The organism is Pseudomonas sp. 273 (assembly GCF_029201425.1).
Lineage (GTDB): Bacteria > Pseudomonadota > Gammaproteobacteria > Pseudomonadales > Pseudomonadaceae > Pseudomonas > Pseudomonas delhiensis.
The window spans coordinates 1,234,613-1,259,979 of the sequence record NZ_CP116775.1 but is presented as its reverse complement, the minus strand read 5'-3'; the positions used below and the strand labels follow the sequence as shown (position 1 = coordinate 1,259,979).

26 protein-coding genes, 1 tRNA gene and 1 pseudogene are annotated in these 25,367 nt (G+C 68.4%); 12 read left to right on the top strand and 16 right to left on the bottom strand.

What is annotated here, in order from left to right:
- Positions 1-70: 70 nt before the first annotated feature.
- Together PKO50_RS06190 and PKO50_RS06185 are read right to left on the bottom strand one after the other, a co-directional pair.
- Positions 71-931: an AraC family transcriptional regulator gene (locus tag PKO50_RS06190; protein WP_275629137.1), complete on the bottom strand. Its 861-nt coding sequence runs from the start codon at positions 929-931 to the stop codon at positions 71-73.
- A gap of 9 nt (positions 932-940) precedes the next feature.
- Positions 941-1,510 (bottom strand): GNAT family protein, encoded by a 570-nt coding sequence (locus PKO50_RS06185; RefSeq protein WP_089393099.1) that lies wholly within the window; start codon positions 1,508-1,510, stop codon positions 941-943.
- A 251-nt stretch (positions 1,511-1,761) separates the two neighbouring features.
- Here PKO50_RS06185 and PKO50_RS06180 point away from each other — a divergent pair, with 251 nt between their 5' ends.
- Together PKO50_RS06180 and PKO50_RS06175 are read left to right on the top strand one after the other, a co-directional pair.
- The gene (locus PKO50_RS06180; RefSeq protein ID WP_275629136.1) at positions 1,762-5,241 is read left to right on the top strand and encodes a hybrid sensor histidine kinase/response regulator; all 3,480 of its coding nucleotides are present in this window, start codon (positions 1,762-1,764) and stop codon (positions 5,239-5,241) included.
- Between the two features lie 347 nt (positions 5,242-5,588).
- Positions 5,589-6,848, top strand: a complete 1,260-nt coding sequence (locus tag PKO50_RS06175; RefSeq protein WP_275629135.1) for an MgtC/SapB family protein — start codon at positions 5,589-5,591, stop codon at positions 6,846-6,848.
- 1 nt (position 6,849) lies between these two features.
- Here PKO50_RS06175 and PKO50_RS06170 read toward each other — a convergent pair whose 3' ends face one another.
- Positions 6,850-7,308 (bottom strand): DMT family transporter, encoded by a 459-nt coding sequence (locus PKO50_RS06170; protein WP_109936604.1) that lies wholly within the window; start codon positions 7,306-7,308, stop codon positions 6,850-6,852.
- A gap of 81 nt (positions 7,309-7,389) precedes the next feature.
- Here PKO50_RS06170 and PKO50_RS06165 point away from each other — a divergent pair, with 81 nt between their 5' ends.
- Positions 7,390-8,304, top strand: a complete 915-nt coding sequence (locus PKO50_RS06165; RefSeq protein WP_275629134.1) for a LysR substrate-binding domain-containing protein — start codon at positions 7,390-7,392, stop codon at positions 8,302-8,304.
- Positions 8,305-8,432: 128 nt separating this feature from the next.
- Here the strand turns inward: PKO50_RS06165 and PKO50_RS06160 are convergent, their stop codons facing one another.
- Positions 8,433-9,254 carry a MerR family transcriptional regulator gene (locus tag PKO50_RS06160; RefSeq protein WP_275629133.1) on the bottom strand — a complete coding sequence of 274 codons (822 nt, stop codon included), beginning with the start codon at positions 9,252-9,254 and terminating at the stop codon, positions 8,433-8,435.
- A 340-nt stretch (positions 9,255-9,594) separates the two neighbouring features.
- Between PKO50_RS06160 and PKO50_RS06155 the strand changes: the two genes are divergently transcribed.
- Positions 9,595-11,370 carry an SDR family oxidoreductase gene (locus tag PKO50_RS06155; protein WP_275629132.1) on the top strand — a complete coding sequence of 592 codons (1,776 nt, stop codon included), beginning with the start codon at positions 9,595-9,597 and terminating at the stop codon, positions 11,368-11,370.
- Positions 11,371-11,380: 10 nt separating this feature from the next.
- Positions 11,381-12,268 (top strand): metal-dependent hydrolase, encoded by an 888-nt coding sequence (locus tag PKO50_RS06150; protein WP_109936601.1) that lies wholly within the window; start codon positions 11,381-11,383, stop codon positions 12,266-12,268.
- 328 nt (positions 12,269-12,596) lie between these two features.
- Here PKO50_RS06150 and rmuC read toward each other — a convergent pair whose 3' ends face one another.
- The 4 genes from rmuC to PKO50_RS06130 form a co-directional block, all read right to left on the bottom strand.
- A complete protein-coding gene (gene rmuC, locus PKO50_RS06145; RefSeq protein WP_275630427.1) occupies positions 12,597-13,961 on the bottom strand; it encodes a DNA recombination protein RmuC in 1,365 nt (454 codons plus the stop codon).
- Positions 13,962-14,487: 526 nt separating this feature from the next.
- Positions 14,488-14,694, bottom strand: a complete 207-nt coding sequence (locus tag PKO50_RS06140) for a hypothetical protein (protein ID WP_109936600.1) — start codon at positions 14,692-14,694, stop codon at positions 14,488-14,490.
- 75 nt (positions 14,695-14,769) lie between these two features.
- Positions 14,770-15,540, bottom strand: a complete 771-nt coding sequence (locus tag PKO50_RS06135; protein WP_275629131.1) for an RES family NAD+ phosphorylase — start codon at positions 15,538-15,540, stop codon at positions 14,770-14,772.
- A complete protein-coding gene (locus PKO50_RS06130) occupies positions 15,541-15,909 on the bottom strand; it encodes an antitoxin Xre/MbcA/ParS toxin-binding domain-containing protein (RefSeq protein WP_043271094.1) in 369 nt (122 codons plus the stop codon).
- Positions 15,910-16,198: 289 nt separating this feature from the next.
- On the opposite strand from PKO50_RS06130, the gene PKO50_RS06125 reads away from it, so the two are divergent.
- On the top strand, positions 16,199-16,639 hold the full coding sequence (locus PKO50_RS06125; RefSeq protein WP_275629130.1) for an RcnB family protein: 441 nt from the start codon (positions 16,199-16,201) through the stop codon (positions 16,637-16,639).
- Positions 16,640-16,645: 6 nt separating this feature from the next.
- Here the strand turns inward: PKO50_RS06125 and PKO50_RS06120 are convergent, their stop codons facing one another.
- On the bottom strand, positions 16,646-17,098 hold the full coding sequence (locus tag PKO50_RS06120; RefSeq protein ID WP_275629129.1) for a hypothetical protein: 453 nt from the start codon (positions 17,096-17,098) through the stop codon (positions 16,646-16,648).
- Positions 17,099-17,226: 128 nt separating this feature from the next.
- Between PKO50_RS06120 and PKO50_RS06115 the strand changes: the two genes are divergently transcribed.
- The 3 genes from PKO50_RS06115 to PKO50_RS06105 all read left to right on the top strand — a co-directional run bounded on the left by PKO50_RS06115 (position 17,227) and on the right by PKO50_RS06105 (position 18,570).
- The gene (locus tag PKO50_RS06115) at positions 17,227-17,709 is read left to right on the top strand and encodes a GreA/GreB family elongation factor (RefSeq protein WP_109936595.1); all 483 of its coding nucleotides are present in this window, start codon (positions 17,227-17,229) and stop codon (positions 17,707-17,709) included.
- A gap of 72 nt (positions 17,710-17,781) precedes the next feature.
- Entirely contained in the window at positions 17,782-18,123 is a 342-nt protein-coding gene (locus PKO50_RS06110) for a carboxymuconolactone decarboxylase family protein (RefSeq protein ID WP_089393110.1), read from the top strand.
- A gap of 75 nt (positions 18,124-18,198) precedes the next feature.
- The gene (locus PKO50_RS06105) at positions 18,199-18,570 is read left to right on the top strand and encodes a hypothetical protein (RefSeq protein WP_275629128.1); all 372 of its coding nucleotides are present in this window, start codon (positions 18,199-18,201) and stop codon (positions 18,568-18,570) included.
- Here PKO50_RS06105 and PKO50_RS06100 read toward each other — a convergent pair.
- Positions 18,558-19,607, bottom strand: a complete 1,050-nt coding sequence (locus tag PKO50_RS06100; protein ID WP_275629127.1) for a diguanylate cyclase — start codon at positions 19,605-19,607, stop codon at positions 18,558-18,560. The two genes, PKO50_RS06105 and PKO50_RS06100, sit on opposite strands and share 13 nt — an antisense overlap.
- Positions 19,608-19,888: 281 nt before the next feature.
- On the opposite strand from PKO50_RS06100, the pseudogene PKO50_RS06095 reads away from it, so the two are divergent.
- The 3 genes and pseudogenes from PKO50_RS06095 to PKO50_RS06085 all read left to right on the top strand — a co-directional run bounded on the left by PKO50_RS06095 (position 19,889) and on the right by PKO50_RS06085 (position 21,540).
- Positions 19,889-20,724: pseudogene (locus tag PKO50_RS06095) on the top strand (5'-nucleotidase, lipoprotein e(P4) family).
- Positions 20,725-21,001: 277 nt separating this feature from the next.
- A complete protein-coding gene (locus PKO50_RS06090) occupies positions 21,002-21,202 on the top strand; it encodes a hypothetical protein (RefSeq protein ID WP_139210215.1) in 201 nt (66 codons plus the stop codon).
- A gap of 41 nt (positions 21,203-21,243) precedes the next feature.
- Positions 21,244-21,540: an immunity protein Tsi6 family protein gene (locus tag PKO50_RS06085; protein ID WP_275629126.1), complete on the top strand. Its 297-nt coding sequence runs from the start codon at positions 21,244-21,246 to the stop codon at positions 21,538-21,540.
- Positions 21,541-21,617: 77 nt separating this feature from the next.
- Here PKO50_RS06085 and PKO50_RS06080 read toward each other — a convergent pair whose 3' ends face one another.
- From PKO50_RS06080 to bamC, 6 genes are all read right to left on the bottom strand, one after another.
- Positions 21,618-21,959 (bottom strand): type II toxin-antitoxin system RelE/ParE family toxin, encoded by a 342-nt coding sequence (locus tag PKO50_RS06080; RefSeq protein WP_089393116.1) that lies wholly within the window; start codon positions 21,957-21,959, stop codon positions 21,618-21,620.
- A gap of 6 nt (positions 21,960-21,965) precedes the next feature.
- Positions 21,966-22,214, bottom strand: coding sequence for a type II toxin-antitoxin system Phd/YefM family antitoxin (locus tag PKO50_RS06075; RefSeq protein ID WP_275629125.1), 249 nt, complete (start codon positions 22,212-22,214; stop codon positions 21,966-21,968).
- A gap of 330 nt (positions 22,215-22,544) precedes the next feature.
- Positions 22,545-22,634: transfer RNA gene (locus PKO50_RS06070), tRNA-Ser, on the bottom strand.
- Between the two features lie 95 nt (positions 22,635-22,729).
- On the bottom strand, positions 22,730-23,440 hold the full coding sequence (purC, locus tag PKO50_RS06065) for a phosphoribosylaminoimidazolesuccinocarboxamide synthase (protein WP_009620599.1): 711 nt from the start codon (positions 23,438-23,440) through the stop codon (positions 22,730-22,732).
- A 31-nt stretch (positions 23,441-23,471) separates the two neighbouring features.
- Positions 23,472-24,230, bottom strand: a complete 759-nt coding sequence (locus PKO50_RS06060; RefSeq protein ID WP_089393118.1) for an MBL fold metallo-hydrolase — start codon at positions 24,228-24,230, stop codon at positions 23,472-23,474.
- Positions 24,169-25,365, bottom strand: coding sequence for an outer membrane protein assembly factor BamC (bamC, locus tag PKO50_RS06055; protein ID WP_089393119.1), 1,197 nt, complete (start codon positions 25,363-25,365; stop codon positions 24,169-24,171). Before bamC ends, PKO50_RS06060 begins: the two co-directional genes overlap by 62 nt.
- Positions 25,366-25,367: the final 2 nt, after the last annotated feature.

Below are 25,367 nucleotides of genomic sequence, written 5' to 3'. Positions count from 1 at the left end.
ACGCCACCCCACCCACGCCATTCCCTGTAGGAGCGCGCCCTGCGCGCGAAATCGCGGGCAGGGCCCGCTCCTACGGGTTACCGGCTGGCATGTCTGAGCGCCCGCACGCCAGGCGGTATTCCCCCGGCGCCACGCCGTAGGCCTGCTTGAACTGGCGGCTGAGGTGGCTCTGGTCGGCATAACCTAGCTGCGCCGCCACCGAGGCCGGCGCGCAGCCGCCCTTGAGCAGGGCGCGGGCCTGTTCCAGGCGGCGTTGCTTGATCCAGGCATGGGGCGGCAGGCCGGTGGCCTTGCGGAACACCCGGGCGAAGTGGAAGGGCGACAGGTTCACCGCCGCCGCCAGTTCTTCCAGCGATGGCGGCTCGACCAGCCGGGCGGCCAGCAGTTCGCGGGCGCGGGCCACCGCCAGCGGTTCCTGCCCGGCCGGGCGTGCCTCGGGCACCCGCGCGTAGCGCTGGAACAACAACAGCAGCGCCTCGCGCCAGCAGGTCTGGCGCTCCAGGCTGCTGGCATTGGATTCCAGCAGACGATGCACATGCAGGAAGGCGCGGCTCAGCTCCGCGTCGTGCAGCACGCTGGCATCGAAGGTCGGCAGGCCTCGGCCGCCCAGCTCCAGCTCGTCGAGCACGCTGCCGACCTGCTCGATCTCCGGATAGAACCCCCGGTACAGCCAGCCCGCCTCGTGGGCCTTGGAGCCGGTATGGACCTCGTCGGGGTTGATCAGCACCAGGCTGCCGGTCGGCGCCAGGTGCTCGGCGCCGCGGTGGCGGAAGCGCTGGGCGCCCTGCTCGATCAGCACCAGGGCGAAGCCTTCGTGGACGTGGGGGGCGAAGCGCTGCTCGATGAAGCGTGCGTGCAGCAGCTCCAGGCCGCCCAGTTCCTGGGCCCGCCAGAAGCGCGTCTGCTCGCCGTGGGCGCTGTCGAGGGGCATGCCGGGTGCTCAGCCGATGAAGCCGGCTTCCAGGGCGGCCTTAACCTGCGGCCACTCCAGGTCGGTGATGCTGTAGAGGACGGTGTCGTCCAGGCGCCCGCCGGCCAGGCGCCGGTGGTTGCGCAGCACGCCCTCGCGCAGCGCGCCGAGCTTCTCGATGGCGCGCTGCGAGCGCAGGTTGCTGGCGGCGGTCTTGAGCTGCACGCGGACCATCTTCCAGTTGTCGAAGGCCTGGCGCAGCATCAGGTACTTGATGCTGGCGTTCAGCCCGGTGCCGTGCTGCGCCGCGTCCAGCCAGGTGCCGCCGATCTCGCAGGCCGGCAGCGCCGGGAGGAAGTCCATGAAGCGGGTGGTGCCCACCAGTTGGTTGCCCAGGCGCACCACCAGCGGCAGGGCGCGGCCCTCGCGCTGCTCGGCGAGGCTGTTGCGGTACCAGTCCGGGCGCTGCGGCGCGCTCATGAACCTCAGCGCCTCGCGGTTGGCCTCGGCCAGGGCCACCAGCTCGGGCACGTCGGCCTCGACCATGGGTTCCAGGCGCAGCGCACCGCGCTGCAGGGTGATGGGTGACGGTCTGAACATGGCCCCTCCTCGTACCTCGGCGTTCCGCCAGCCCCTATCGGAACCCGGCGCCCGGCAATAGTGCCACAGCGGCGCCAGGGCGCGGCGGACGGGCCCTGGGCGAAACGGCCGGCAAAGCTACCAGCGCTTTCCCACTGCGGCAAGCGGCCTCTGAGACCTTGGTCGCAGGGGTTCTGACAGCATCGGACTTTGGTGCGAAACTGCATCCCAGCAGCTCCTGCGGGGGAGCGCGTCGATTTCTCGGAGTTCGCATGTCGTTGTCCAGCGGGCTGATCGCCACGGTCGCCTTTCTCTACATGGCCATCCTGTTCGCCATCGCCTTCTATGGCGACCGCCGCCGCGCGCCCCTGTCGCCGCGCCTGCGCGCCTGGGTCTACAGCCTGTCCCTGGCGGTGTACTGCACCAGCTGGACCTTCTTCGGCGCCGTCGGCCAGGCCGCCGGCCAGCTCTGGTCGTTCCTGCCGATCTACATCGGCCCCGTGCTGCTGATGCTCTTCGCGCCCTGGGTGCTGCAGAAGATGATCATGATCAGCAAGCAGGAGAACATCACCTCCATCGCCGACTTCATCGCCGCGCGCTACGGCAAGTCCCAGGCCCTGGCGGTGGTGGTGGCGCTGATCTGCGTGGTCTGCGTGCTGCCCTACATCGCCCTGCAGCTCAAGGGCATCGTCCTGGGCGTGAACCTCTTGATCGGCGCCGGCGCCGACTCCGGCGGCAGCCGCGCCCAGGACACGGCGCTGATCGTCTCGCTGGTGCTGGCGCTGTTCACCATCGTCTTCGGCACCCGCAGCCTGGACGTCACCGAGCACCACCGCGGCATGGTGCTGGCCATCGCCTTCGAGTCGCTGGTCAAGCTGGCCGCCTTCCTCGCCGTGGGCATCTTCGTCACCTTCGGCCTCTACGACGGCTTCGGCGACCTGCTGGACAAGGCCCGCGACGCCCCGCAGCTGGCCGAGTACTGGCAGGAAACCGTGCACTGGCCGGCCATGCTGCTGCAGACCGGCGTGGCCATGACCGCCATCATGTGCCTGCCGCGGCAGTTCCACGTGCTGGTGGTGGAGAACATCGAGCCGCGCGACCTCAACCTGGCGCGCTGGGTGTTCCCCGCCTACCTGGTGCTGGCCGCGCTGTTCGTGGTGCCCATCGCCCTGGCCGGGCAGATGCAGCTGCCGCCGGGGGTCATCCCCGACTCCTTCGTGATCAGCCTGCCGCTGGCCGAGGCGCACCCGGCGCTGGCGCTGCTGGCCTTCATCGGCGGCGCCTCGGCGGCCACCGGCATGGTCATCGTGGCCAGCGTGGCGCTGTCCACCATGGTCTCCAACGACATGCTGCTGCCCTGGCTGCTGCGCCGCCGCGGCGGCAACGACGAGCAGCCCTTCGAGGTGTTCCGCCACTGGCTGCTCACCGTGCGCCGGGTCAGCATCGCCCTGATCCTCCTGCTGGCCTACGTCAGCTACCGCCTGCTGGGCTCCACCGCCAGCCTGGCGACCATCGGCCAGATCGCCTTCGCCGCCATCGCCCAGCTGGGCCCGGCGATGATAGGCGCGCTGTACTGGAAGCAGGCCAACCGCCGCGGCGTGTTCGCGGGCCTGGCCGCCGGCTCCGCGCTCTGGGCCTACACCCTGGTGCTGCCGGTGATCGCCCGCAGCCTGGGCTGGCCGCTGGAGCACTTCCCCGGGCTGACCTGGCTGGCCGGCCACCCCTTCGGCGTCAACATCGAGCCGCTGACCCTCGGCGTGCTGCTCTCGCTGATCGGCAACTTCGCCCTGTTCGGCCTGGTCTCGGTGTTCTCTCGCACCCGCGTCTCCGAGCACTGGCAGGCCAGCCGCTTCATCGGCCAGGAAATCTCCCAGCGGCTCAGCTCGCGCTCGATGCTGGCGGTCCAGCTGGAAGACCTGCTGATGCTCGCCGCGCGCTTCGTCGGCGAGGAGCGCGCGCGGCAGAGCTTCATCCGCTTCGCCTACCGCCAGGGCAAGGGCTTCGTGCCCAGCCAGAACGCCAACGACGAGTGGATCGCCCACACCGAGCGCCTGCTCGCCGGCGTGCTCGGCGCCTCCTCGGCGCGCGCGGTGGTCAAGGCCGCCATCGAGGGCCGCGAGATGCAGGTGGAGGACGTGGTGAAGATCGCCGACGAAGCCTCCGAGGTGCTGCAGTTCAACCGCGCCCTGCTGCAGGGCGCCATCGAGAACATCACCCAGGGCATCAGCGTGGTCGACCAGTCGCTGCGCCTGGTGGCCTGGAACCACCGCTACATCGAGCTGTTCGAGTACCCCGACGGGCTGATCCACGTCGGCCGGCCGATCGCCGACATCATCCGCTACAACGCCGAGCGCGGCCTGTGCGGGCCCGGCGACCCCGACCTGCACGTGGCCAAGCGCCTGTACTGGATGCGCCAGGGCACCCCGCACACTTCCGAGCGGCTGTTCCCCAACGGCCGCGTCATCGAGCTGATCGGCAACCCCATGCCCGGCGGCGGCTTCGTCATGAGCTTCACCGACATCACCGCGTTCCGCGACGCCGAGCACGGCCTCAAGGAAGCCAACGAGAGCCTGGAGCAGCGCGTCGAGGAACGCACCCAGGAGCTCTCGCAGCTGAACCAGGCGCTGACCGAGGCCAAGGGCACCGCCGAGGCCGCCAACCAGTCGAAGACGCGCTTCCTCGCCGCGGTCAGCCACGACCTGATGCAGCCGCTGAATGCCGCGCGGCTGTTCTCCGCGGCGCTGGCGCACCAAGGCGGGATGTCCGGCGAGGCCAGCGACCTGGTGCGCCACCTGGATTCCTCGCTGCGTTCGGCCGAGGACCTGATCACCGACTTGCTGGACATCTCGCGCCTGGAAAGCGGCCGCGTCAGCGCCGAGCGCGCGGCCTTCCCGCTCAGCGCCCTGCTCGACCCGCTGGGCGCCGAGTTCCGCGCCCTGGCCCAGGAACAGGGCATCGACTTCCACCTGCGCGGCAGCAAGCTGCGGGTGGACAGCGACATCAAGCTGCTGCGCCGGGTGCTGCAGAACTTCCTGACCAATGCCTTCCGCTACGCCAAGGGCCGCGTGCTGCTGGGCGTGCGCCGCGAGGACGGGCACCTGCGCCTGGAGGTCTGGGACCGCGGCCCGGGCATCCCGGAGGACAAGCTCAGCGTGATCTTCGAGGAATTCAAGCGCCTGGACAGCCACCAGACCCGCGCCGAGAAAGGCCTGGGCCTAGGCCTGGCGATCGCCGACCGGCTGTGCAAGGTGCTCGGCCACCGCCTGCAGGTGCGCTCCTGGCCGGGCAAGGGCAGCGTGTTCAGCGTCAGCGTGCCGCTGGCGCGGCAGCCGGCGCCGGCCGAGCTCAACGGCCACAAGGCCGAGGTGCCCACCGAGCTGAACGGCGCCCAGGTGCTGTGCGTGGACAACGAGGACAGCATCCTGGTCGGCATGAACAGCCTGCTCAGCCGCTGGGGCTGCCGCGTGCTCACCGCGCGCAGCAAGGCCGAGTGCGAGCAGTTGCTGGACAGCGACGCGCGCCCGGAGCTGGCGCTGATCGACTACCACCTGGACAACGGCGAGACCGGCGCCGAGCTGATGGCCTGGCTGCGCGCCCGCCTGGGCGAGCCGGTGCCCGGCGTGGTGATCAGCGCCGACGCCCGCCCCGAGCTGGTGGCGCAGATCCACGCCGCCGGCCTGGAATTCCTCGCCAAGCCGGTGAAGCCAGCGGCGCTGCGGGCGCTGCTGAGCCGGCACCTGAGCCTGCGCTGACCGGACGTCGTAGGGCGCATAACGCCTACGGCGTTATCCGCCGCTTGGCCTTGCTTGCCGGCGGCTCCGGGGTTGACCTTGGCGTTGGCTGTGCCCCCGGTGTATCGGCGGATAACCGCGAACGGTTATCCGCCCTACGGTTCCGGGAGGCACGGTATTCCTCCCCCGTAGGAGCAACTGTCTTGCAGTCCGCGCCGGGGTGCTCTTTGTAGGAGCGGGCCCTGCCCGCGATTTCGCGCGCAGGGCGCGCTCCTACAGGGGAATGGCATCCCCGGCTTGACCTGGAACACCTCCTCCACACCACCAGCTTCTAGACTCCCAGCATCCCCGCACGGAGCCCGCCCACGATGCTGGACCACATGGAACTCGTCCTCGACCTCACCACCGCCCTGGCCATCGGCCTGCTGGTCGGCACCGAGCGCGGCTGGCGCGAGCGCGACTTCGAGGACATCCGCCAGGTCGCCGGCATCCGCACCTTCACCCTGGCCGGCCTGCTGGGCGGCCTGAGTGCCTTGCTGGCCGGGCACTTCGGCGTCTGGGCCTGGGTGGTGATGGCGCTGCTGGTGGGCCTGCTGGCGGTGGCCGGCTACCTGGCCGACGTAGGCCGCAGCGGCGACCAGGGCATGACCAGCGAGGTGGCCCTGCTCGCCACCTTCCTGCTGGGCAGCCTGGCGGTGGCCGACAGCCGCCTGCTGGCCGCCGGCGGCGGTGTGGTGGTGGCGCTGCTGCTGAGCCTGAAGGAGTCCCTGCACGCGGCACTGAAGCACCTGGATGCCCGCGAACTGTCGGCGGCCTTCAAGCTGCTGTTCATCTCGGTGGTGATGCTGCCGGTGCTGCCCAACCAGGGCTACGGCCCCTGGCAGGTGTTCAACCCCTACGCCAGCTGGTGGATGGTGGTGCTGATCGCCGGCCTGGGCTTCGCCGCCTACGTCGCCGTGCGCCTCACCGGGACCCGCCACGGCCTGCTGATCACCGCGCTGCTCGGCGGCCTGGTGTCGTCCACGGCGATGACCCTCACCCTTGCCGGCATGCACGAGCAGCGCCGCCTGCAACCCTTGCTGGCCGCCGGCCTGCTGGCCACCTCGGCGCTGATGTTCCCGCGGGTGGCGCTGGAGGTGGGCCTGGTCAACGCCGAGCTGCTGCCGAACCTGCTGCCGCCGCTGATCGTCGCCACCCTGGTCTACGCCGGCGGCGCGCTGCTGTATTGGCGCCGCGCCAGCCGGGACGAGGCGCCCGCCGCCAGCGAACCGCCGCTGAAGAACCCCTTCGAGCTGGGCCCGGCCCTGCGCTTCGCCGCCCTGCTGGCGCTGATCCTGTTCCTGGTCGAGGCCGGGCACCGCTACCTGGGCGACATCGGCGTGTACCTGGTGGCGCTGCTCTCGGGCCTGGCCGACGTCGACGCCATCACCCTGTCCCTGGCCAGCAATGCCATGGGCGGGCTGGACGCCGAGGTGGCCGGGCGCGGCATCGTCCTCGCGGTGGCCAGCAACAGCCTGGTCAAGGCCGTCCTGATCGCCCTGGTCGGCGGCGGCCAGCTGGCCCTGCGCAGCGTACCGGTGATGGTCGCGGGCCTGGCCGCGGGGGCGCTGACGCTGTTCCTCATGTGACTCAGGCGAGCCGCCCGCGCCATTGCAGCAGGAGCACCCCGGCCACGATCAGCAGCAGCGCCAGCACGCCCTCGGCGCTCAGCCGGCGCACCGGGAAGCCGACCCAGCCGAACTGGTCGCACAGCGCCGATACCAGCATCTGCCCGGCCACCACGCAGGCCAGGAAGGTCGCCCCGCCCAGGCGCGGCGCCAGCATCACCGCCACCGTCAGGTAGGCCGCGCCGAACAGCCCGCCGAGCCAGCTCCACCAGGGCGTAGCCGCCACCCCGGCGCCGGCCGGCAGGGGCACGCGCATGATCACCAGGGCCAGCACCACCACGCCCAGGCTGACGCCGAGCGAGGCCAGGCTGGCGCTCAGCGGGTGGCCCAGCTGGCGACCGAGGAAGGCGTTGCTGCCGGCCTGCAGGGCGACCAGGCCGCCGACCGAGATGGCCAGGCTGATGAGCAGGATCTTCGACATGGATGGACTCCGTTGCTTGTGGACGGGCCCATCCTTTGCTATCCACTTCACGAATGGAAATGCACATTCGATACAGCCCATATGCATGACATTCATGACCTGCGCCGCCTGGACCTCAACCTGCTGGTGATCCTCGACGCCCTCCTCGCCGAACGCCACGTGTCCCGCGCCGCCGAGCGCCTGGCCATGTCGCAGCCGGCGGTGAGCCATGCCCTGGCGCGCCTGCGCGAGCAGCTCGGCGACCCGCTGCTGGTGCGGGTGAAGAACGAGATGCGGCTCACCGCCCGCGCCCTGGAGCTGGCGCCGCGCCTGGTCCAGGTGCTCGACGGCGTGCGCGGCCTGCTGGGCGGGCCGGCGTTCGAGGCGGCCTCCAGCCACCGCCATTTCCGCCTGGGCATGTCCGACTACGGCGCCTGGGTGCTGCTGCCGCGCCTGTTGCGCGACCTGCGCCAATGCGCGCCGCAGGTCAGCCTCGGCGTCAGCCAGGAATCGCGCCTGGAGATGGCCCGGCAGGTCGCCGAAGGCGAGCTGGACGGCGCCCTCGGCGTGTTCCCGGTGCTGCCGGCCGGAGTGCGCGCCTGGCGCCTGTTCGAGGAACGCTTCGTCTGCGTATGCCGGCGCGACCTGCTGGACCGCGCCGACGGCCTGTCGCTGCTGGCCTACCTGGCGGCGGCCCACGTGCGGGTGGCGCTGCAGGACTCGCTGGAGGAAATCGACGGCGCCCTCGGCAAGCTCGGCCTGCGCCGCCAGGTGGCGCTGGCCCTGCCGCACTTCACCGTGGCCCCGGCGCTGCTGGAAGGCACCGACCTGGTCCTGACCATAGCCGCGCGCTGCCTGGAACGCCTGGAGCTGCCCGCCTCCCTGGCGGTGTTCGAACCGCCGCTGGCGCTGCCGCGCTTCGACTTCGTGCAGATCTGGCGCGAGGACGCCGAACGCGACCCGGCCCGCGCCTGGCTGCACGACCGCCTGCAGCACGCGGCACAAGGTTCTTCGTAGGGCGAATGACCGTTCGCGGTCATCCGCCGCCTGGCCTCGGCCCCGGGCGCGCTGCGGATTCGACCACGAAGCGCCTGTTCAAGATGCAGCATAACGGCGTACAACCGCGAAAGGTTGTACGCCCTGCATCAGGTACGCGGCTGCTCGAACTGCCGCAGGATCTCCCCCACCCGCTCGCCGAGCATCTCGTTGGCCGACAGCTTCAGGCCCCGCGCCAGCTCCACCAGCACCACCTGCTCGGCCAGCGGGCGCAGGCGCATGAACACCTCGGCCAGCTGCTCCAGGTCGGCCGCGCCGGGCAGCAGCTCGGCGCCGCGCCTGTCCACCAGGTGGGTGACCATCAGGCGCACGATGCCCGCGGCCAGGTGCTCGGTGTCGCTGCGCAGCACCGCCAGGTGTTCCAGCAGCGCGGCCAGGGGAATGCCCGAGCGGTACAGCTCGACGCCGGCGTTGAACAGCCGCGGGCTGGGAATGCCGATGCGCTCGCCGTCGAACTGCAGCAGGCCCTGTTGCAGGGCGCGGTCGATGACCTCGTCGTCCAGTTCGTCGCCGAAGATCGCCTGCAGTTCGTCGAAGCCGATCTGCCCCGGCGTCTCCAGGTTCCAGGCGCCGAGGATGGCCTGGTCCAGGCCCAGCACGTGGTCCAGGTCGTGGCCGCGTTCCCAGCTTTCCAGCAGCTCCTTGATGTTCGACAGGCCGTAGCCGCGCTCCAGCAGGCCGCCGATCAGGCGCAGGCGGCGCAGGTGGCTGGCGAAGTAGACGCCGCTGCGGCCGCGCCGCTCGGGCGGCGGCAGCAGGCCGCGGTCCTGGTAGGCGCGCACGTTGCGCACGGTGCTGCCGGCCTCGCGGGCCAGCTCGTCGACGCTGAATTCGCGCTCGTCCTCCAGCGCCCGCGGGCTTTGCTCGGGGCGCTGGAGCAGGCGCTGCAGGAGGCTCAGGGGCGTGCTCATGGCGGCAATCATAGCCAGCGCCCGGCGCCGGCCACAACCGGAAAGCATCGATACGAAAGCACAGGCGCGGCGGGCCGGTGCGCCCAACCAAAGGCGGGACTTCAGTTTCCCGCCCCACCCACCCGCAGCGCCGAACCCGCATGGCGCCTGGGCCACAGGCCACTGCCCGTATCGGTAACACCGCCGCCGGGCATGGCGCGGGTGATGCGAATCGGTCAGCATCGATCATGACATCGAACGATGTCACGGTCGCTCCACACAACAACAATGGCCTGGAGAACGTCATGCCCCGAGGCACCCCGTCCGCCCATCCGCTCCCGCCGCAAGCACGGGAGGCCGCATGAACGCCATGCTCGAGAACCCCGGCCTGCCGCCGGCCGAACGCCTCGACGTGCAGTCCGGCGCGGTGCGCCTGGCGGTGTACCGCTGGGGCGAGGCGAACAAGCCGATGCTGCTGTTCGTCCACGGCTACCCGGACAACCACGAGGTCTGGCTGCCGCTGATCGCCCGCCTGCTCGGCCGCTACCAGGTGGTGGCCTACGACGTGCGCGGCGCCGGCGAGTCGGACAAGCCGCGGCGCACCCGCGACTACCGCCTGGAGCTGCTCAGCCAGGACCTCAAGGCCGTGCTCGATGCCGTCAGCCCTAGGCGCCCGGTGCACCTGGTGGCCCACGACTGGGGCTCGATCCAGACCTGGGAGAGCGTCACCGACCCGGCGCTGCGCGAACGCATCGCCTCCTACACCAGCATCTCCGGGCCCTGCCTGGACCACGTCGGCCACTGGATGCGCGACCGCCTGCGGCGCAGGCGCCCGGCCGCGCTGCTGCAGATGCTCAGCCAGCTGCTGCATTCCTGGTACATCTACTACTTCCACCTGCCACTGCTGCCGGCGCTGTCCTGGCGCCTGGGCGCCGCGCGCCTGTGGCCGCGGTACCTGCGCAAGGTCGAGGGCATCCGCAACCCCGGGCGCAACCCGCACCAGGCCAGCGACGGCGAGCACGGCGTGAAACTGTACCGAGCCAACTTCATCGGCTCGATCTTCCGGCCGCGCAAGCGCCACACCGAGGTGCCGGTGCAACTGGTGGTGCCGACCCGCGACCGCTACGTCGGCCAGCAGCTGTTCCAGCAGCTCTCGCTGTGGGCGCCGCGGCTGTGGCGCCGCGAGGTGACCGCCGGGCACTGGCAACTGCTCGCCGAGCCGCGGCAGCTGGCCGGCTGGATCGACGAATTCGCCCGCCACATCGACGGCGGCGAGGCCAGCCAGCCGCTGCAGCGCGCCCTGCAGAAGCCCGGCGCCGGGCCCTTCGCCGGCAAGCTGGTGGTGGTCACCGGCGCCGGCGGCGGCATCGGCCGCGCCACCCTGCTGCGCTTCGCCGGACAGGGCGCCAGCGTGCTCGCCGCGGACATCGACCCGGCCGCCGCCGAAGCCAGCGCCGCCCAGGCCCGCCACCTCGGCGCCACGGCCTTCAGCTATTGCGTGGACGTCGGCGACAGCGCCGCCATGGAGCGCTTCGCCGCCTGGGTGGAAAGCAGCCTGGGCGTGCCCGACGTGGTGGTCAGCAACGCCGGCACCGGCCTGGCCGGCGCCATGCTCGACACCAGCGCGCAGGACTGGGAGCGCCTGCTGCGCGTCAACCTGTGGAGCGTCATCGACGGCTGCCGCCTGTTCGGCCGGCAGATGGTCGAGGCCGGCAAGCCCGGGCACCTGGTCAACGTCGCCTCCGGCGTGGCCTTCGCGCCCTCGCGCAACTACCCGGCCTACGCCACCAGCAAGGCGGCGGTGCTGATGCTCAGCGAATGCCTGCGCGCCGAACTGGCCGGGCACGGCATCGGCGTCAGCGCCGCCTGCCCCGGCTTCGTCGACACCGGCATCGTCCAGGCCACCCGCTTCGCCGGCCTGAGCGAGGAACAGCAGGCCCGCCGCCGGGCCAAGGTACAGCGCTTCTACCGCCGCCGCCGGCTCGGCCCGGACAGGGTGGGCGAGAAGATCGTCCAGGCCGTGCAGCGCAACCAGCCGGTGGTCGCCGCCGGCGCCGAGGTGCACCTGGCGCGCTGGCAGTGGCGCCTGCTGCCCGGCCTGTCGCGCCTGTTCGCCCGCTTCGACCTGACTTCCTGAGGCCCCGTCCATGACCGACCATCATCACCGCCTGGTGCAGCGCAAGGTGCAGTTCGACTACAGCGGCTCGCCGCTGCACTGGATCCCCGGCGAGGCCGAGGCCTCCCACGTCATCAACGTCATCCACATGATGCTGCCGGCCGGCGAGCTGTGGTTCTGCCGCCTGTACAACAAGGCCCTGCCCTTCGTGAAGGACGCGCGCATGCGCGACGACGTGCAGGGCTTCATCCGCCAGGAAGCGATGCATGCCCGCGCCCACTCCGGCGCCGTGGAGCGCTACCTGACGGTGCACGGCATCGACTCCAGCCGCTACCTGAAGGCCATGGACTACCTGTTCGAGCAGTTGCTCAGCGACACCCCGCTGGGGCTGCAGCTGTTCAACGAAAGGCCCTGGCTGCGCCGCTGGTGGATCGGCCAGCGCTGCGCCATAGTCGCCGCGGTCGAGCACTTCACCTGCGTGCTCGGCAAGTGGGTGCTGGAGGCCGAGGCGCTGGACCGCGCCGGCTCCGACCCGGTGCTGCTGGACCTGTTCCGCTGGCACGGCGCCGAGGAAGTGGAGCACCGCAACGTCGCCCACGACCTGCACGTGCACCTGGGCGGCAGCTTCGTCAGCCGCCAGCTGTGGATGCTCGTGGTCTGGCCGCTGATCATCTGGCTGTTCGCCTTCGGCACCCGCACCCTCGCCCGCCAGGACCCGAGCCTGGGCAAGCCACGCAGCTTCTGGCGCATCTGGCGCGACAGCGAGAAGCGCGGGTTGCTGCCCAGGATGTCCGCGGTGGGCGCCAGCTTCCTGCGCTACTTCAAGCCCTGGTACCACCCGGACCACGAGGCCAACACCCAGGAGGCCCTGGACTACCTGGCGAGCTCCCCGGCGGCGAGTCGGGCGGCTCGGGGTTGAGGGGAATTTCGGGTAATTCCGGGTAAGAGGAAGAGCACCCTCTCCCTAACCCTCTCCCTGAAGGGAGAGGGGACCGTTTCGGGTGTTTCGGCGTTAGCCGGAAGCGAAGTTGCAGGTTGAAACCATGCCCATCCGCCGGCACGGACAAGCCCCCTCTCCCTTCAGGGCGGGGCGCGCAGCCGAGGGCTGGGGAGAGGGAGCGGACTCAATCCTCGTGCCACAGCCTAGGGTTCGCGAGCAAGCTCGCTCCTACGAAAAGCGCAGCATCGTACGGCGGATAACCGCGAACGGTTATTCGCCCTACGGTTCGCACGGAGAAACGCTGGGACTACTTGCCCTCTTCCACCACCTGCGGCTCGTCGCCCAGCGCCCGCTCCAGCCAGTCGCCCGGCAGGCTCTTGCTGGCCCGGGCGCCGAGCAGCTTGACCTGCTCGGCGCGGCTGATCAGGTTGCCACGGCCCTCGCAGAGCTTGTTGCGCGCCGCCGCGTAGGCCTTGTCCAGCTGCTGCAGGCGCGAGCCCATCTCGTCCAGGTCCTGGACGAAGAGCACGAACTTGTCGTACAGCGCGCCGGCGCGCTCGGCGATCTCGCGGGCGTTCTGCGTCTGCCGCTCCTGGCGCCAGAGGCTGTCGATCACCCGCAGGGTGGCCAGCAGGGTGGTCGGGCTGACGATCACGATGTTGCGCTCGAAAGCCTCCTGGAACAGGTTCGGCTCGGCCTGCAGGGCCACCGAGAAGGCTGCCTCCACCGGCATGAAGAGCAGCACGAAGTCCAGGCTGTGCAGGCCTTCCAGGCGCCGGTAGTCCTTGCCGGAGAGCCCCTTCACGTGGCTGCGCAGGGACAGCACGTGCTGCTTCAGCGCCTGCTGGCGGATCACCTCGTCCTCGCTGGCGACGAACTGCTGGTAGGCGGTGAGGCTGACCTTGGCGTCCACCACCACCTGCTTGTCGCCGGGCAGGCGGATCAGCACGTCGGGCTGGAAGCGCTCGCCATCGGCGGCGCGCAGGCTCACCTGGGTCTCGTACTCGCGGCCCTTCTCCAGGCCGGCATGCTCCAGCACGCGCTCCAGCACCAGCTCGCCCCAGTTGCCCTGGGTCTTCTGGCCCTTGAGGGCGCGGGTCAGGTTGGTCGCCTCCTCGCCCAGGCGCAGGTTGAGCTGCTGCAGGCGCTCCAGTTCCTTGCCCAGGGAGAAGCGCTCGCGGGCCTCTTGTTGATAACTCTCTTCCACACGCTTCTCGAAGGACTGGATGCGCTCCTTCAATGGGTCGAGCAACTGCCCCAGGCGCTGCTGGCTGGCCTCGGCGAAGCGCTGCTCGCGTTCCTCGAAGATCTTCCCGGCCAGCTCGGCGAACTGCGCGCGCAGCTCGTCGCGGGCCGCCTGCAGGTCGCCCAGGCGCTGCTGGTGGCCCTCCTGCTGCTCGCGCAGTTCGGCGGCCAGCGCGGCGCGCTCGGCGGACAGCCGGCGCAGCTCTTCTTCGCGGCCCTCGCGCTCGGCCTGCCAGTTGCGCTCGGCCTGCTGCTGGCGTTCGCGCTCGGCGCGGCCCAGGTCCACCTCGCGGCGCAGGGCCGCGCTCTCGCCGGCCAGTTCGCCATGGCGGCCGCTCAGGCGCTGGAAGGCTTCGCGCTCGGCCTCCAGTTGCGCACCCAGGCCGTCCTGGGCCAGTTGCGCGGTGGCCAGGCGCTCGCGCAGCAGCACCAGTTCGCTCTCCTGCTCCACCGCGCGCTCGCGCAGGTGCCAGGCCAACCAGCCCAGCGGCAGCGCTGCGGCCAGCAGTCCGATCAGCAGGTTGGGCAGGTCGACGGGCATTGAGGCGCTCCAGGGCTGGCAGTCGCAGGAAAATTCGCGCCATGGTAGCAGCCGCGAGTGAGAATTCAGTGCAGCTTTTGCCGCAATGGCTCTTGACAACGCCAGAGGAAAGCAAGCGCTTGGGACAATCCACAGAAGCTGTGGATAACCTCGTGGATAAGGTGATGAAAACGTCTTATACGCCTTGCCCGCTGTGGCTGCAGCTTAGATTGGTGGTTTTTTCACCAATCCATAAAGTCATTTAAAAACAATAATTTACAAATGCTCGACGAAAAATCAAGCGCTTACGGAGGAATGTTTCCGGTGCTTGACAACAGCCCCCAACATTGTGCACAAGTCCGCGCCGGACAAGGGCAAACCGCCTCATTTCGGGGCATTCTGAAGGTGTTTTCAGGCAAGGCTCAGGGGCGAATCAGACGCATTCGCGGGCTCTGCGCCGACGTTCCTGGCGCGGGATGCTGGCCGCCTGGGCGGCAGGCGCGGCCCGGCCCAAGGACTCCAGCACGTGCTCGTACATGCGCAGCGCGGTGGGCCTGTCGGGGTACTGGAAGAAATACTGGTTGAGGTAGACGCGCCACTGTCGGCGGTCATGGGGATGGGCTTCCAGGCGAATGTCCATGGCGCACTCCGTTGCTTGGCCAGCGCCATAAGCTAGCGCGTTCGTCCCGCCCCGGGCGGGCAGGACGACGGACGGTCAGGCCGGGTGCGGCAGGTCGCCCTCGACCAGGAACCCCGCGCGCGGGAACAGCCGCGGCGCACCCGGCACCTGGGCGTGCTTGAAGGCCACGTAGTCGGCGGTGGTCTCGCAGAGCCAGGGCATGAGGTTGCGCGGGCGCTTGTCGACGAAGGCCGAAGGCACGAAGAGCGCGGCATTCAGCCCCCCTTCCGGGCAGCGCGCCGAGCGGTATTCGAAGGCTTCCACCGCAGCGGCGCGCATGGCGCTGCCCAGCGCCTGGCTCAGGTGGTAGTCCCGCGGGTCCTGCAGGCGCTCGGCGTAGCGGTCGAAGGGCGGCGCCTGCAGGCGGATGCCCCGCTGCACCTGGAAACGCGCCTCGAAGGAAGCGTGCTCGGACAGGATGCGCCCGCTGGGCGGCGGGCTGGCCATGCCCTCCCAGAGCACGAAGCGGTAATAGGCCCCCTCGGCCATGGCCGTCTCCAGGCGCAGCGCGGCGTAGAACAGGCTGGGCTCGTGGCGCCGGCCGAAGCGCGAGCCCCAGCGCAGCGGCGGGTAGCGGAACGGTGTCTTCAGCAGGTAGTGCAGGGTTTCGCTGGAGGGCGGCAGGTGCGGCTTGCTGGTCTCGATCAGCTCTTCCAGCAGGGCCTGTTCCTCCAGGGTATCCACCAGCTGCAGGGTGGCGACCTGCTCCTGGCTTTCCACCAGGCGCACCAGCTTGCCCCGCAGCGGGGCGATGGCCTGCTCGCCCCGGCATTCGCGCCACAGCTCGGCGCCGACGTCGGGCGCCATTCAGATCTTGCCCCGGATGGCGTCGAGGTACTCGACCACCTGCACCAGGCCCTGCACCTGCTCCATCCTCTGCAGGGGCACGCCGCTCAGGTGGCGGTTGGGGGTGCGCAGGAAGTGGCGCATGTCTTCCAGGTTGCCGCCGAACAGGGCGAAGAGTGCGCGGTACACGCGCACCAGCAGCAGCGCCAGTTCGCCGGTCTTGCTGCCCACCCGCAGGCCGCCGCTCTTCCAGCGGCTCACCGCGCTGCGATCGACGCCGACGATGGCGGCCAGCTCCTGCTGCGTCATGCCCAGTTGCTCACGGGCCGCCAGTACCGCCTTGGCCAGTACCAGGTCGGCCGACGGGGTTTCCCGGATGAGTGCGCTCATGCCGTACCTCTTTCGTGCACTTGATGCAAACATACCATCAAATGTGTAAACCACACAAAGCACCCTTCGCCGCGGCCCGTCCCGGTGGAGGCTGCGGGGCGATATTCGGGCGGCCATGTATCAACGTCATGACAAAACCGACGCATTCTTTACCGGACCTTTACCCGGCATTGGCGTTTCTTGACCTGGCCGTGCGGTCTCATGAAGTACCCGAACCGGCTGCGCCCGGTGCCGGGATCGACCGATACGCAGTGCGCGCCGCATCCGGCGGCCGCACCAGGAGAACAGCATGAAGAAGACCGTCGCCCTGCTCTGTGCCGCCCTGATGCTTGGCAGCCCGCTGGCGAGTTTCGCCCAGCAGGGCCCCAGCCAGGACCACGGCCCGAACCGCCCGGACAACCGTCCGCAGCAGCACCAGCCGCAACATCAGCCGCAGAAAGGCCCCCAGGGCGGTCACTACCAGCAGGGCCGCCAGGGTCACGCCGACCCGCGCTACTACCGCGACCCGCACTTCCGCCCGCAGGCCGGCATGCCGGTGCCGCATCGCGAATGGCGCCGTGGCGTGGTGGTGCAGCCGGTCTACCGCAGCGACCGCTACTGGGTCACCGACTGGCGCGCCCGTCACCTCTACGCGCCGCCGCGCGACCATCGCTGGCTGTACGTCAACGGCGACTACGTGCTGGTGGCCATCGCCACCGGGGTGATCGTCAACATCCTGGCCGGCTATTGAGGCGCCTCAGGCGCTGGTGCTGAGCAAGGCACCGGCGCCACCGCCGCCATTGCGGATCGCTTCGGCCAGCGCCGCCGCCGTGGCCTGCATGGCGGCGCTGGTACTGGCGATGCGGCTCTGCAGGGCCATCACGATCGCGGTGCGCTCGTTTTCCGAGGAATATTCCCGCGCCTGCGCCGCCGCCAATTCCTGCTGCTCCTGCTGCAACTGCTTCTGCAGCTGTTGCAGGCGCTTCTGCAACTGCTCGACGGCAACGCTGGAGCTGCCGCCACTTTCGCCGCCGCCGGCGGCCGCGCCCGCGCCCTGCTTGCCACCCGGGCTTGCGGAGGCGACGTTGCGGGTGGTCGTGGCACTGTCATCCTGGGCGACGCCGGTCGCCGTGCTGCCATCGTCGCTGCTGGCCGCTATCCGCAACGAGCCGGCGAAGGTCTGGCTGGAGGGCGTCAGGGAAAGGTTCATGCCCGAGGTTCCTTGTTCCGGGTGTTCTGCCCCGCTATCGACTGCCGTAGGAAAAACTTGAAAGACCATTCGCCGACACCAGGCAAAGGCCCTAGGATAGGCCCCTTCATGCCCAGACAGCCGTCACCATGGACAAGCAACGCGCCCACCAGTTGATCCTCCAACGCCTCGACGCCGACCTCGAAGTCGCCGTCCGCGCCGCGCGCACCGCCCACGAGGCCGCCACCCACGAGGAAAACGTCGCCGAGAACAAGTACGACACCCTTGGCCTCGAGGCGGCCTACCTGGCCGCCGGGCAATCACGCCGGGTAGAGGAGATCCGCCAGGCGCTCGCCTCGTTCCAGGGCCTGGTGCTGCGCGACTTCGACGCCGAGCTGGGCATCCAGACCAGCGCCCTGGTCGAGCTAGCCGACCGCGACGACCGCCGCCGCTGGCTGTTCCTCGGCCCGGACGCCGCCGGCCTGAAGATCGCTCTGGACGGCCACGAGGTCCTGGTCATCACCCCGCGCTCGCCGCTGGGTGGCGCCCTGCTCGGCCGCCACCCCGGCGACGAGGTCGAGGTCGGCCAGGGCTCGGCGCGCCAGGCCTACGAGATCGTCGAGGCGTTCTGAGCGGGCCCGCCCGCAGACCGGCGCAACCCGGACTAAGCTGCATGGCCGTCAACCCGAAAAGGAGATGCCGCCATGCTGTTCAACTGGTCCGAATACGTTCCCGCGGTGAAGAAGGCCTTCGGTGCATTGGGCAAGAAGCATCCGAAGATGATCGCCGCCTACCAGGCGCTGGATGCCGCCGCGGCGGACGGCGACGCACTGGACGCCAAGACCCGCGAACTGATCTCCCTGGCGGTGGCCATCACCACCCGCTGCGACGGCTGCATCGGCGTGCATGCCGAGGCCGCGCGCAAGGCCGGCGCCAGCGAGGCCGAAGTGGCCCAGGCGCTGGCCACGGCGATCGCCATGAACGCCGGCGCCGCCTACGTCTACTCGCTGCGCGCCCTGGAAGCCTTCGAACAGCCGCAGGGCTGAGGTGCTGGTGCGGCCAAGGCTTTCTCCGGCGCGGGAATTGGGTTATCCATTGCATTCCCGCGCAATGGAGCCGCCATGTCCTCGCCCAGCCTCAGCTTCTGGAAACTCGCCCTCGGCATCGCCGCCGGCATCTGGCTGGGCTTCGTCGCCGTGGCCCTGAGCTGCGTGCTGCTCCTGCGCTTGTGGCCCGGCGCGCCCCTGCCGTTGCCGGCGCGCCTGTCGCCGGCGCCGGCCACCACCCCGGCGCCCGGCCAGGATGCCAATGCGGCGATGTTCCAGCAGTACCTGGAGAACCAGCGCAAGGCCCAGGCCGAGCAAGGCCGGCAGGTCGAGCAGAGCGAGCGTGAGCGGCGCTTCAACAGCGCGCCCTGCCAGTTCTGGCGCCAGCAGTACCAGGCCGACCCCAGCGAGAAGAACCGGCTGAAGATGGACGGCTACTGCGGCTGAGGCTCGGCGCCCACCACCTGGTTGCGGCCCTGGTGCTTGGCCCGGTACAGCGCCTTGTCCGCCTCGCCCAGCCAGGCGCTGGCATCCACCTGGTAAGGGCTGTAGGACGCCACGCCGATGCTCAGGCCGACGGACAGGTCCGCCGCCAGTTGGTAGTGCTTCTCGGCGAAGCCCTGGCGCAGGCGCTCCATGATCTCCACCGCCAGCACCTGGGTGGTGCCGGGCAGGATCACGCAGAATTCGTCGCCGCCATAGCGCCCCGGGGTGTCGGTGTCGCGCAGCGAATGGGTGAGCAGGTGGCTGAGCTCGGTGATGACCATGTCGCCCAGCACATGGCCGAAGCGGTCGTTGATGCCCTTGAAGTGGTCGATGTCGATCAGCGCCACGCTGGCCCGGGTGTGCTGCTGGCGGCACTTCTGGAATTCGTTCTCCAGCTGGTCCATCCAGGAACCGTGGTTGAGCAGCCCGGTGAGGCTGTCGGTGCGGCTGACCGCACGCAGCGCCTGCTTGTGCTCGGACAGGCGCCTGGCCAGGCTGTAGCTCACCCCACCCACCGCCAGCGGGTAGACCACCAGCATCGGCAGGCAGGCGTACACCTGCAGCGGCGTGGCCACGGCGCTGAAGGCGATGCCGAAGCACAGCCAGGCCAGCAACACGCCCAGCAGCTGCGCCACGCTGCCCATCAGGAAGAAACGCAGGCCGCCGGCGGCGATGTTGTCCATCGCCATCATCGACAGGATGGTCACGCTCGGCAGCGGGTTGAGCTGCATGGCCCCGGCCCAGAAGCCGCCGAACAGCGAATCCAGCAGGAGGTTGCGCCGCTCCGCCTGGTACGGCGCCCGCGACAGGCGCGCCAGCTGGTAGGCCAGGTGCGGCCAGAGGAAACCGTTGGCCACCAGCAGCCCCCAGGCCCAGCCCGGCCGCTGCAACGGCGCCAGCGCCGCCGCCACGCAGAAGAAGCCGATGACCAAGCCGACCATGCGCGGCAGATAGATGCGCCTGGCGAAAGACAACCCCTTACCGACCACAGCACCCATAAATCATCCTGATCCAGGCATCTGGTAGAGCACGCTAGCAGATCGGCGGGAAAGCGCCTACGTGCATTGGCGGCAATTTGACATTATTTCTGGCCAGCGCCATCCCCCGGCGGCAGCGCCAATCCCATGGCGCATCGGGGATCCGGGTTATCGCCCGAATTCCTTCCGCAACCACGCCAACTCCTTACGGATATGCGTCGCCCCGATTGAGGCCCGCCCCCACCTGGGGTATGAGAACCCCAGTCCCGCCGCCACGGCGCGGAGCCACAAGGAACGTCACCATGCCCAATCCAAGAACGACAATCGCCGCAGCCATGCTCTTGCTCGCCGCGCCCTTCCAACTGGCGCTGGCCGACACGGCGAACACCGACACCGCCTCGCCCAACCTGCTGACCGCCGCCGTCGCCTGGCGGCAGACGGCCGCCGAGTACCGCGCCCTGTACTACCAGGGCTTCAACCTGGCCAAGCTGCGCCTGGACCAGGCGCTGGCCGAACGCAAGCCCGGCGCCAGGCCGCCGGCGATCATCAGCGACCTCGACGACACCATCCTCAGCAGCAACAGCTACTGGGGCGCCCTGATCAGCCAGGGCAAGGACTTCTTCGACGACGCCCTCTGGGACCGCTGGGTAGCCGCCAACGGCCCCCCCTGACGCCCGGCGCGCTGGACTTCCTCGATTATGCGAAATCCCGGGGCGTGGAAATCTTCTACGTCTCCAGCCGCGACCAGGGCGACAGGACCGACGAATACGCCCTGAACAACCTGCGCAACCTGCAGGTGCCCTTCGCCGACAAGGAACATGTCACCATCCTGCGCGAAAGCTCCAACAAGGAACCCGCGCAGAAAGCCATCGCCGAACGCTACGACGTGCTGCTGATGCTGGGCGACAACCTCAACGACTTCAAACGCCGCTACTACGTCGACGACGCCAGCCAGCGCGCCGCCCTGCTGGACGAGGACCGCGCCCAGTTCGGCGACAGGTTCATCCTCTTCCCCAACCCCACCGACGGCCACTGGATGAAAGCGATCTTCGGCGAGTCGGAACCGGCCGACACCCCGGCCAACCGCGCCAAGTTCCGCGCCGCGGCGGCTTCGGGGGCGTGGAAGGTGCAGGACTGAGGGTTGCGCGGGAAGCAGTCCAGCAAGAGCAGGAGTCCTGAATGTGCGGAACGCGCCTCAGGGCTCAGCTGTTCTGCATACGGATCGAAGCCATGCCTTTCCTACAAATCAACAGGAAGGCGCCTGCATACCGGTCCATTACGCTGAAGAGAAAAATGCCCATGAGTCGAGGGGTTGTACAGTTTCGAAGTGCACCCGGTATCAGGAACAACCCCGGCCTGTATGATCGAACCATGCCGCCAGGCGCATGACGAGCCATGACATGGAGGGCCTACGTGTGAAGGACCGTATCCTGCTGATTCTTGCGAGCCTGCTGGCGGCCGGGCTCGCCTGGGCATTCTTCCATTACCTTGGGCAGAACGCCTGGTCTCTCTTTTCGGCTGCACTCATCATAGCCCTGGGCTGCCAGAACATCCGGTTGCAGCGAAAGCTCAAGGCACTGAGGTCCGATGCGGATTCGCAATCGCGTGACATCTGAATCAATTGCCCCTTCCATCCACTGATAGCACCGGGAACCCCATGAAACCCACAACCCCCCTCGCCTATGTGCAGAGGGCGATCGATCTCACAGCGGAGCGGAACAAGGCCTGCCCGCGCAACCCAATGCATGGAACGTTGCTTGACCAACTCGATTATGTAAAAGCCGTATTCGAAGGGCGGGAACAGGACAAATCCAAACTTCCCCAACTCAGCATCGGTGCCATTGCATCGAAGGAATTCGAAGAAAACGATCCAGAACTAGCCAGGGCCCTGAAGGACGCTTATTACGTGGCCATACAGTCGGCCCGCGGCTTGAAGATTCAGCTACCCGATTGACTGGCGATGTTTCAGCCAGGGCGGCACATGAATACAGATAGCCTCAAACACGATTTGCTTTCGACAGGGGTCGAAGGTCAGATCCCGATCAGGCAGTAGCGGATAAGCGCGGCTTCGACATCCTGCTTCTGCCGTAGAACCAGCTCGACGGCAATAGCCTTGTCGCGTTCGAACACCTCGTAGAACACGCGGTATCCGTCGTGGTTGAGCTCTCGGTAACGAGTAATCCCGAAGTCGCTCGCCTGGCGGCTGACCGGATAACCCACGGGAGCGGCCTGCAGCTTCGTCAGGATGGTGTCGATCAATGCATCGATCTTGGCCGCAGCGGTTTCGGCGGCATGGTGCTCCGCCAGGTGGTCTTCCTGGTCTTGGAGACTGAAGGCTGCGGTCTCGGTGAAGCGAACATCGAGTCCCGTCATTGGCGCTTACTGCTGTGCGCGCCTTTTGGCCAGGCGGGCCTTCAGCTCATCAACGGAGCAATGCTTGCCTTCGGTGTACTCACGCGAGCCCATGGCAAGCAGCTTGACCAAGGCAATCGCCTGGTCGCGACGCTTGTGCTCCGCGTAGGACTCCACCACCAGGGTGGGCACGCCGTTCTGTGTAACGACCATGGGCTCGTCAAGCTCCAGGTCCGCAGCGTGTCGCTTCAAATAGCTGATTGTCTCGACCCGCATGGGCAGGCCTCCTCACAGAGAGCGCCGAGATATTCGGACTGTGCAGCGCAAATGATGCCTGGCGAGCATGGGAAAACGATCTTCCCAATGAAGCTGGCCGGGATGAAGTGGCAGCGTAGTCTGAATTCAGACCGAATAGCAACCACAGCCAGGCCTGGCGATCATGTCATAGGCCGCCTGGTTTCTCTGGCAATGGGATTCCGAAACTCGGCATGGAGGGATCAGGAGGGATTTGGGACACGAGCCCGTCCTAAAACTGTCCTAAACGGATCCCGGAAAAGACAAAGCCCCTGAAACGCTAAGCATTTCAGGGGCTTCGGCCATATGTAATGGCGGAGAGATAGGGATTTGAACCCTAGGAGCCATTGCTGACTCAACGGATTTCGAATCCGTCCCGTTCGACCACTCCGGCATCTCTCCGTGCGGCGCGCATCATACCAGCTTGATTGGCGAACGCGAAGCCTTCTTTCGAGAAATTTTCGCGTGCTATCAGATGCTTGCGCGCCTGGAACGGGTCAGAGCGGTACGCCCAGGCGCTGCGCCACTTCCTCGTAGGCCTCGATCACGCCGCCCAGGCCCTGGCGGAAGCGGTCCTTGTCCATCTTCTTGCGGGTTTCCTTGTCCCACAGGCGGCAACCGTCGGGGCTGAATTCGTCGCCCAGGACGATCTGGCCGTGGAACACGCCGAATTCCAGCTTGAAGTCCACCAGCAGCAGGCCGGCGTCGTCGAACAGCTTGCTCAGCACTTCGTTGACCTTGAAGGAGTAGGCCTTCATCTGTGCCAGCTGTTCCAGGGTCGCCCAGCCGAAGGCCTGGACGTGGGATTCGTTGATGAACGGGTCGCCCAGGGCGTCGTTCTTCAGGAACAGTTCGAAGGTCGGCGGGTTGAGCTGCAGGCCCTCTTCCACGCCCAGGCGGCGCACCAGGCTGCCGGCGGCGTAGTTGCGCACCACGCACTCGACCGGGATCATCGCCAGCTTCTTCACCAGCACTTCGTTGTCGGCCAGCAGCTTGTCGAACTGGGTCGGGATGCCCGCTGCTTCCAGCTTCTGCATGATGAAGGCGTTGAACTTGTTGTTCACCATGCCCTTGCGGTCCAGCTGCTCGATGCGCTTGCCGTCGAACGCCGAGGTGTCGTTGCGGAACAGCAGGACGAGGCGGTCGGGGTCGTCGGTGGTGTAAACCGATTTGGCCTTGCCGCGATAGAGTTCTTCGCGTTTTTCCATGATGGGCTCCGCTTGCTAGGTTGGAAGGGGGTCAGGCGATCTCGCGCCAGTCCAGCCCCGAATGCTGATCGGCTACCTGCAGCCAGTCCGGGTCGCACCCGAGGGTGTCGACGAAACATTGCCGGGCCAGTTGCGGCGTGTTGTTCTTTTCGCTGAGGTGGGCCAGCACCAGGTGCTGCAGCCCTTCCCAGCCCAATTCCGCGACGAACTGCGCGGATTGCTGGTTGTTCAGGTGTCCCCACTGGCCGCCCACGCGGACCTTCAGCGGGTAGGGATAGGGGCCGCGCGCCAGCATGTCGCTGTCGTGGTTGGCCTCCACCACCAGGGCATCCAGGCCACGATAGCACTCCAGTACCTCGGCGGTGACGCTGCCCAGGTCGGTGAGCTGGCCGAAACGCCGCCGGCCATCGGAAATCACGTATTGCAACGGCTCGCGGGCATCGTGGGCCACACCCACCGCGGTCACTTCCAGGCCCTTGAGCTGCAGGCGCTGGCCGGCCTTGAGCAGGCCCGCCGGCTGCAGCGGCTTGCGCAGCCCGCGCAGGGTGCCGTCGCTGAGGTACACCGGCGTACCGTAATGCCGAGCCAGCAGTTCGACGCCGTGGACATGATCGGAATGCTCGTGGGTCACCAGGATGGCGTCCAGCTCGCCGGGTTGTACACCCAGGCGAGCCAGTCGTTTCAGGGTTTCACGCAGCGGAAAGCCGCAATCGATCAGTACCCGGGTGTCAGAACTGGTCACCAAGGCCGAATTGCCCCGGCTTCCGCTCCCCAGGACCGCGAAACGCATTGCGCATGCTCTCTTGAAGTTTTTCCAGGACGCTCTGCGCGACGTCGGCCGGCGCGGAGGTGTTGATGTCCTTGTCGAGGGTGACCTGCACCGTGTTGCTCACGGTGGTCAGGCGTACCTGGTAGCGCTGCGCCTTGGCATCTTCCTCGGCCTTGGCCTTCTCTTCGCTGGCGCCGAACAGGCGGCTGAAGAAGCCGGGCTTCTTCGCTTCCTCGAGCTTCTTCGCGCCCTCGGCGACGTTCACGTAGTAAACGCCCAGGCTGCGGTTGAGGTCGTCGACGCGGATGTCGGCGCGTTCCAGGGCGCGGCCGACGCTGACCCAGGCGCGGTCGAAGTCGGAGTCGAGGGTCAGCATCGGGTTGCCGTTGCCGTCCTTCTCCAGGTTCACGCTGCCGGGGGTATCGTAGGTGGAATGCGCGGCCAGCAGCGACACCGAACCGCCCTTCTCGGCGCTGGTGGACATGTTGGCGAGCATTTCGTCGAGCAGCGCGGCGTCCAGCGCCGGCACCGCCGGCTTGCTCGGCCAGTCGGCGCTGGCGCTGCTGCCGGCCGGACGGGTTTCGCTGAGGACGTAGACTTCGCTGGTGTTGGTCTGCACGCCCGGCTCGATGCGCACGCGCACGCGTGCCTCGCTGCTCGGGTCGACGCCGGCGACGCGGCTGCCCAGGCGGCGGGCCAGAGGCGCGGAGAGCTGCGTCAGCGGCTGCCAGTTGGTGGAGAACTCGCCGGTCTGCGGGCGCTCGTCGGCGAAGGAGAAGCCGTTGTCCTGGAAGAACTGGTGGGCCACCGGCCAGACTTCCGCCGGCGGGCGCTGGGCGATCAGCCAGCGCGAGTCGCCGCTCTTCTGCAGGCTGTAGTCGCTGGAGCTGGCGGCGTTGGCCAGGGGTACCGGGCGCGGCACCTCGAACTCGCCGGCCTTCTCGTGGCTGTCGGCGATGTTCATCGGGATCGGCAGCAGCGGGTCGAGCTGCTTGCTCTGCAGCCCTTCGGGCACCTTCATCGGCCCGGTCTGCCGGGAATCCAGGTAGTCGGTGCCACGGTCACGGAAATAGCCATCCTTGCCCCACAGCCAGCCGCAGCCGGAAGTGTTGCCGATGACCAGGGCGAGCGCGGTCAGTCCTGCCAGTCGCTTCATGC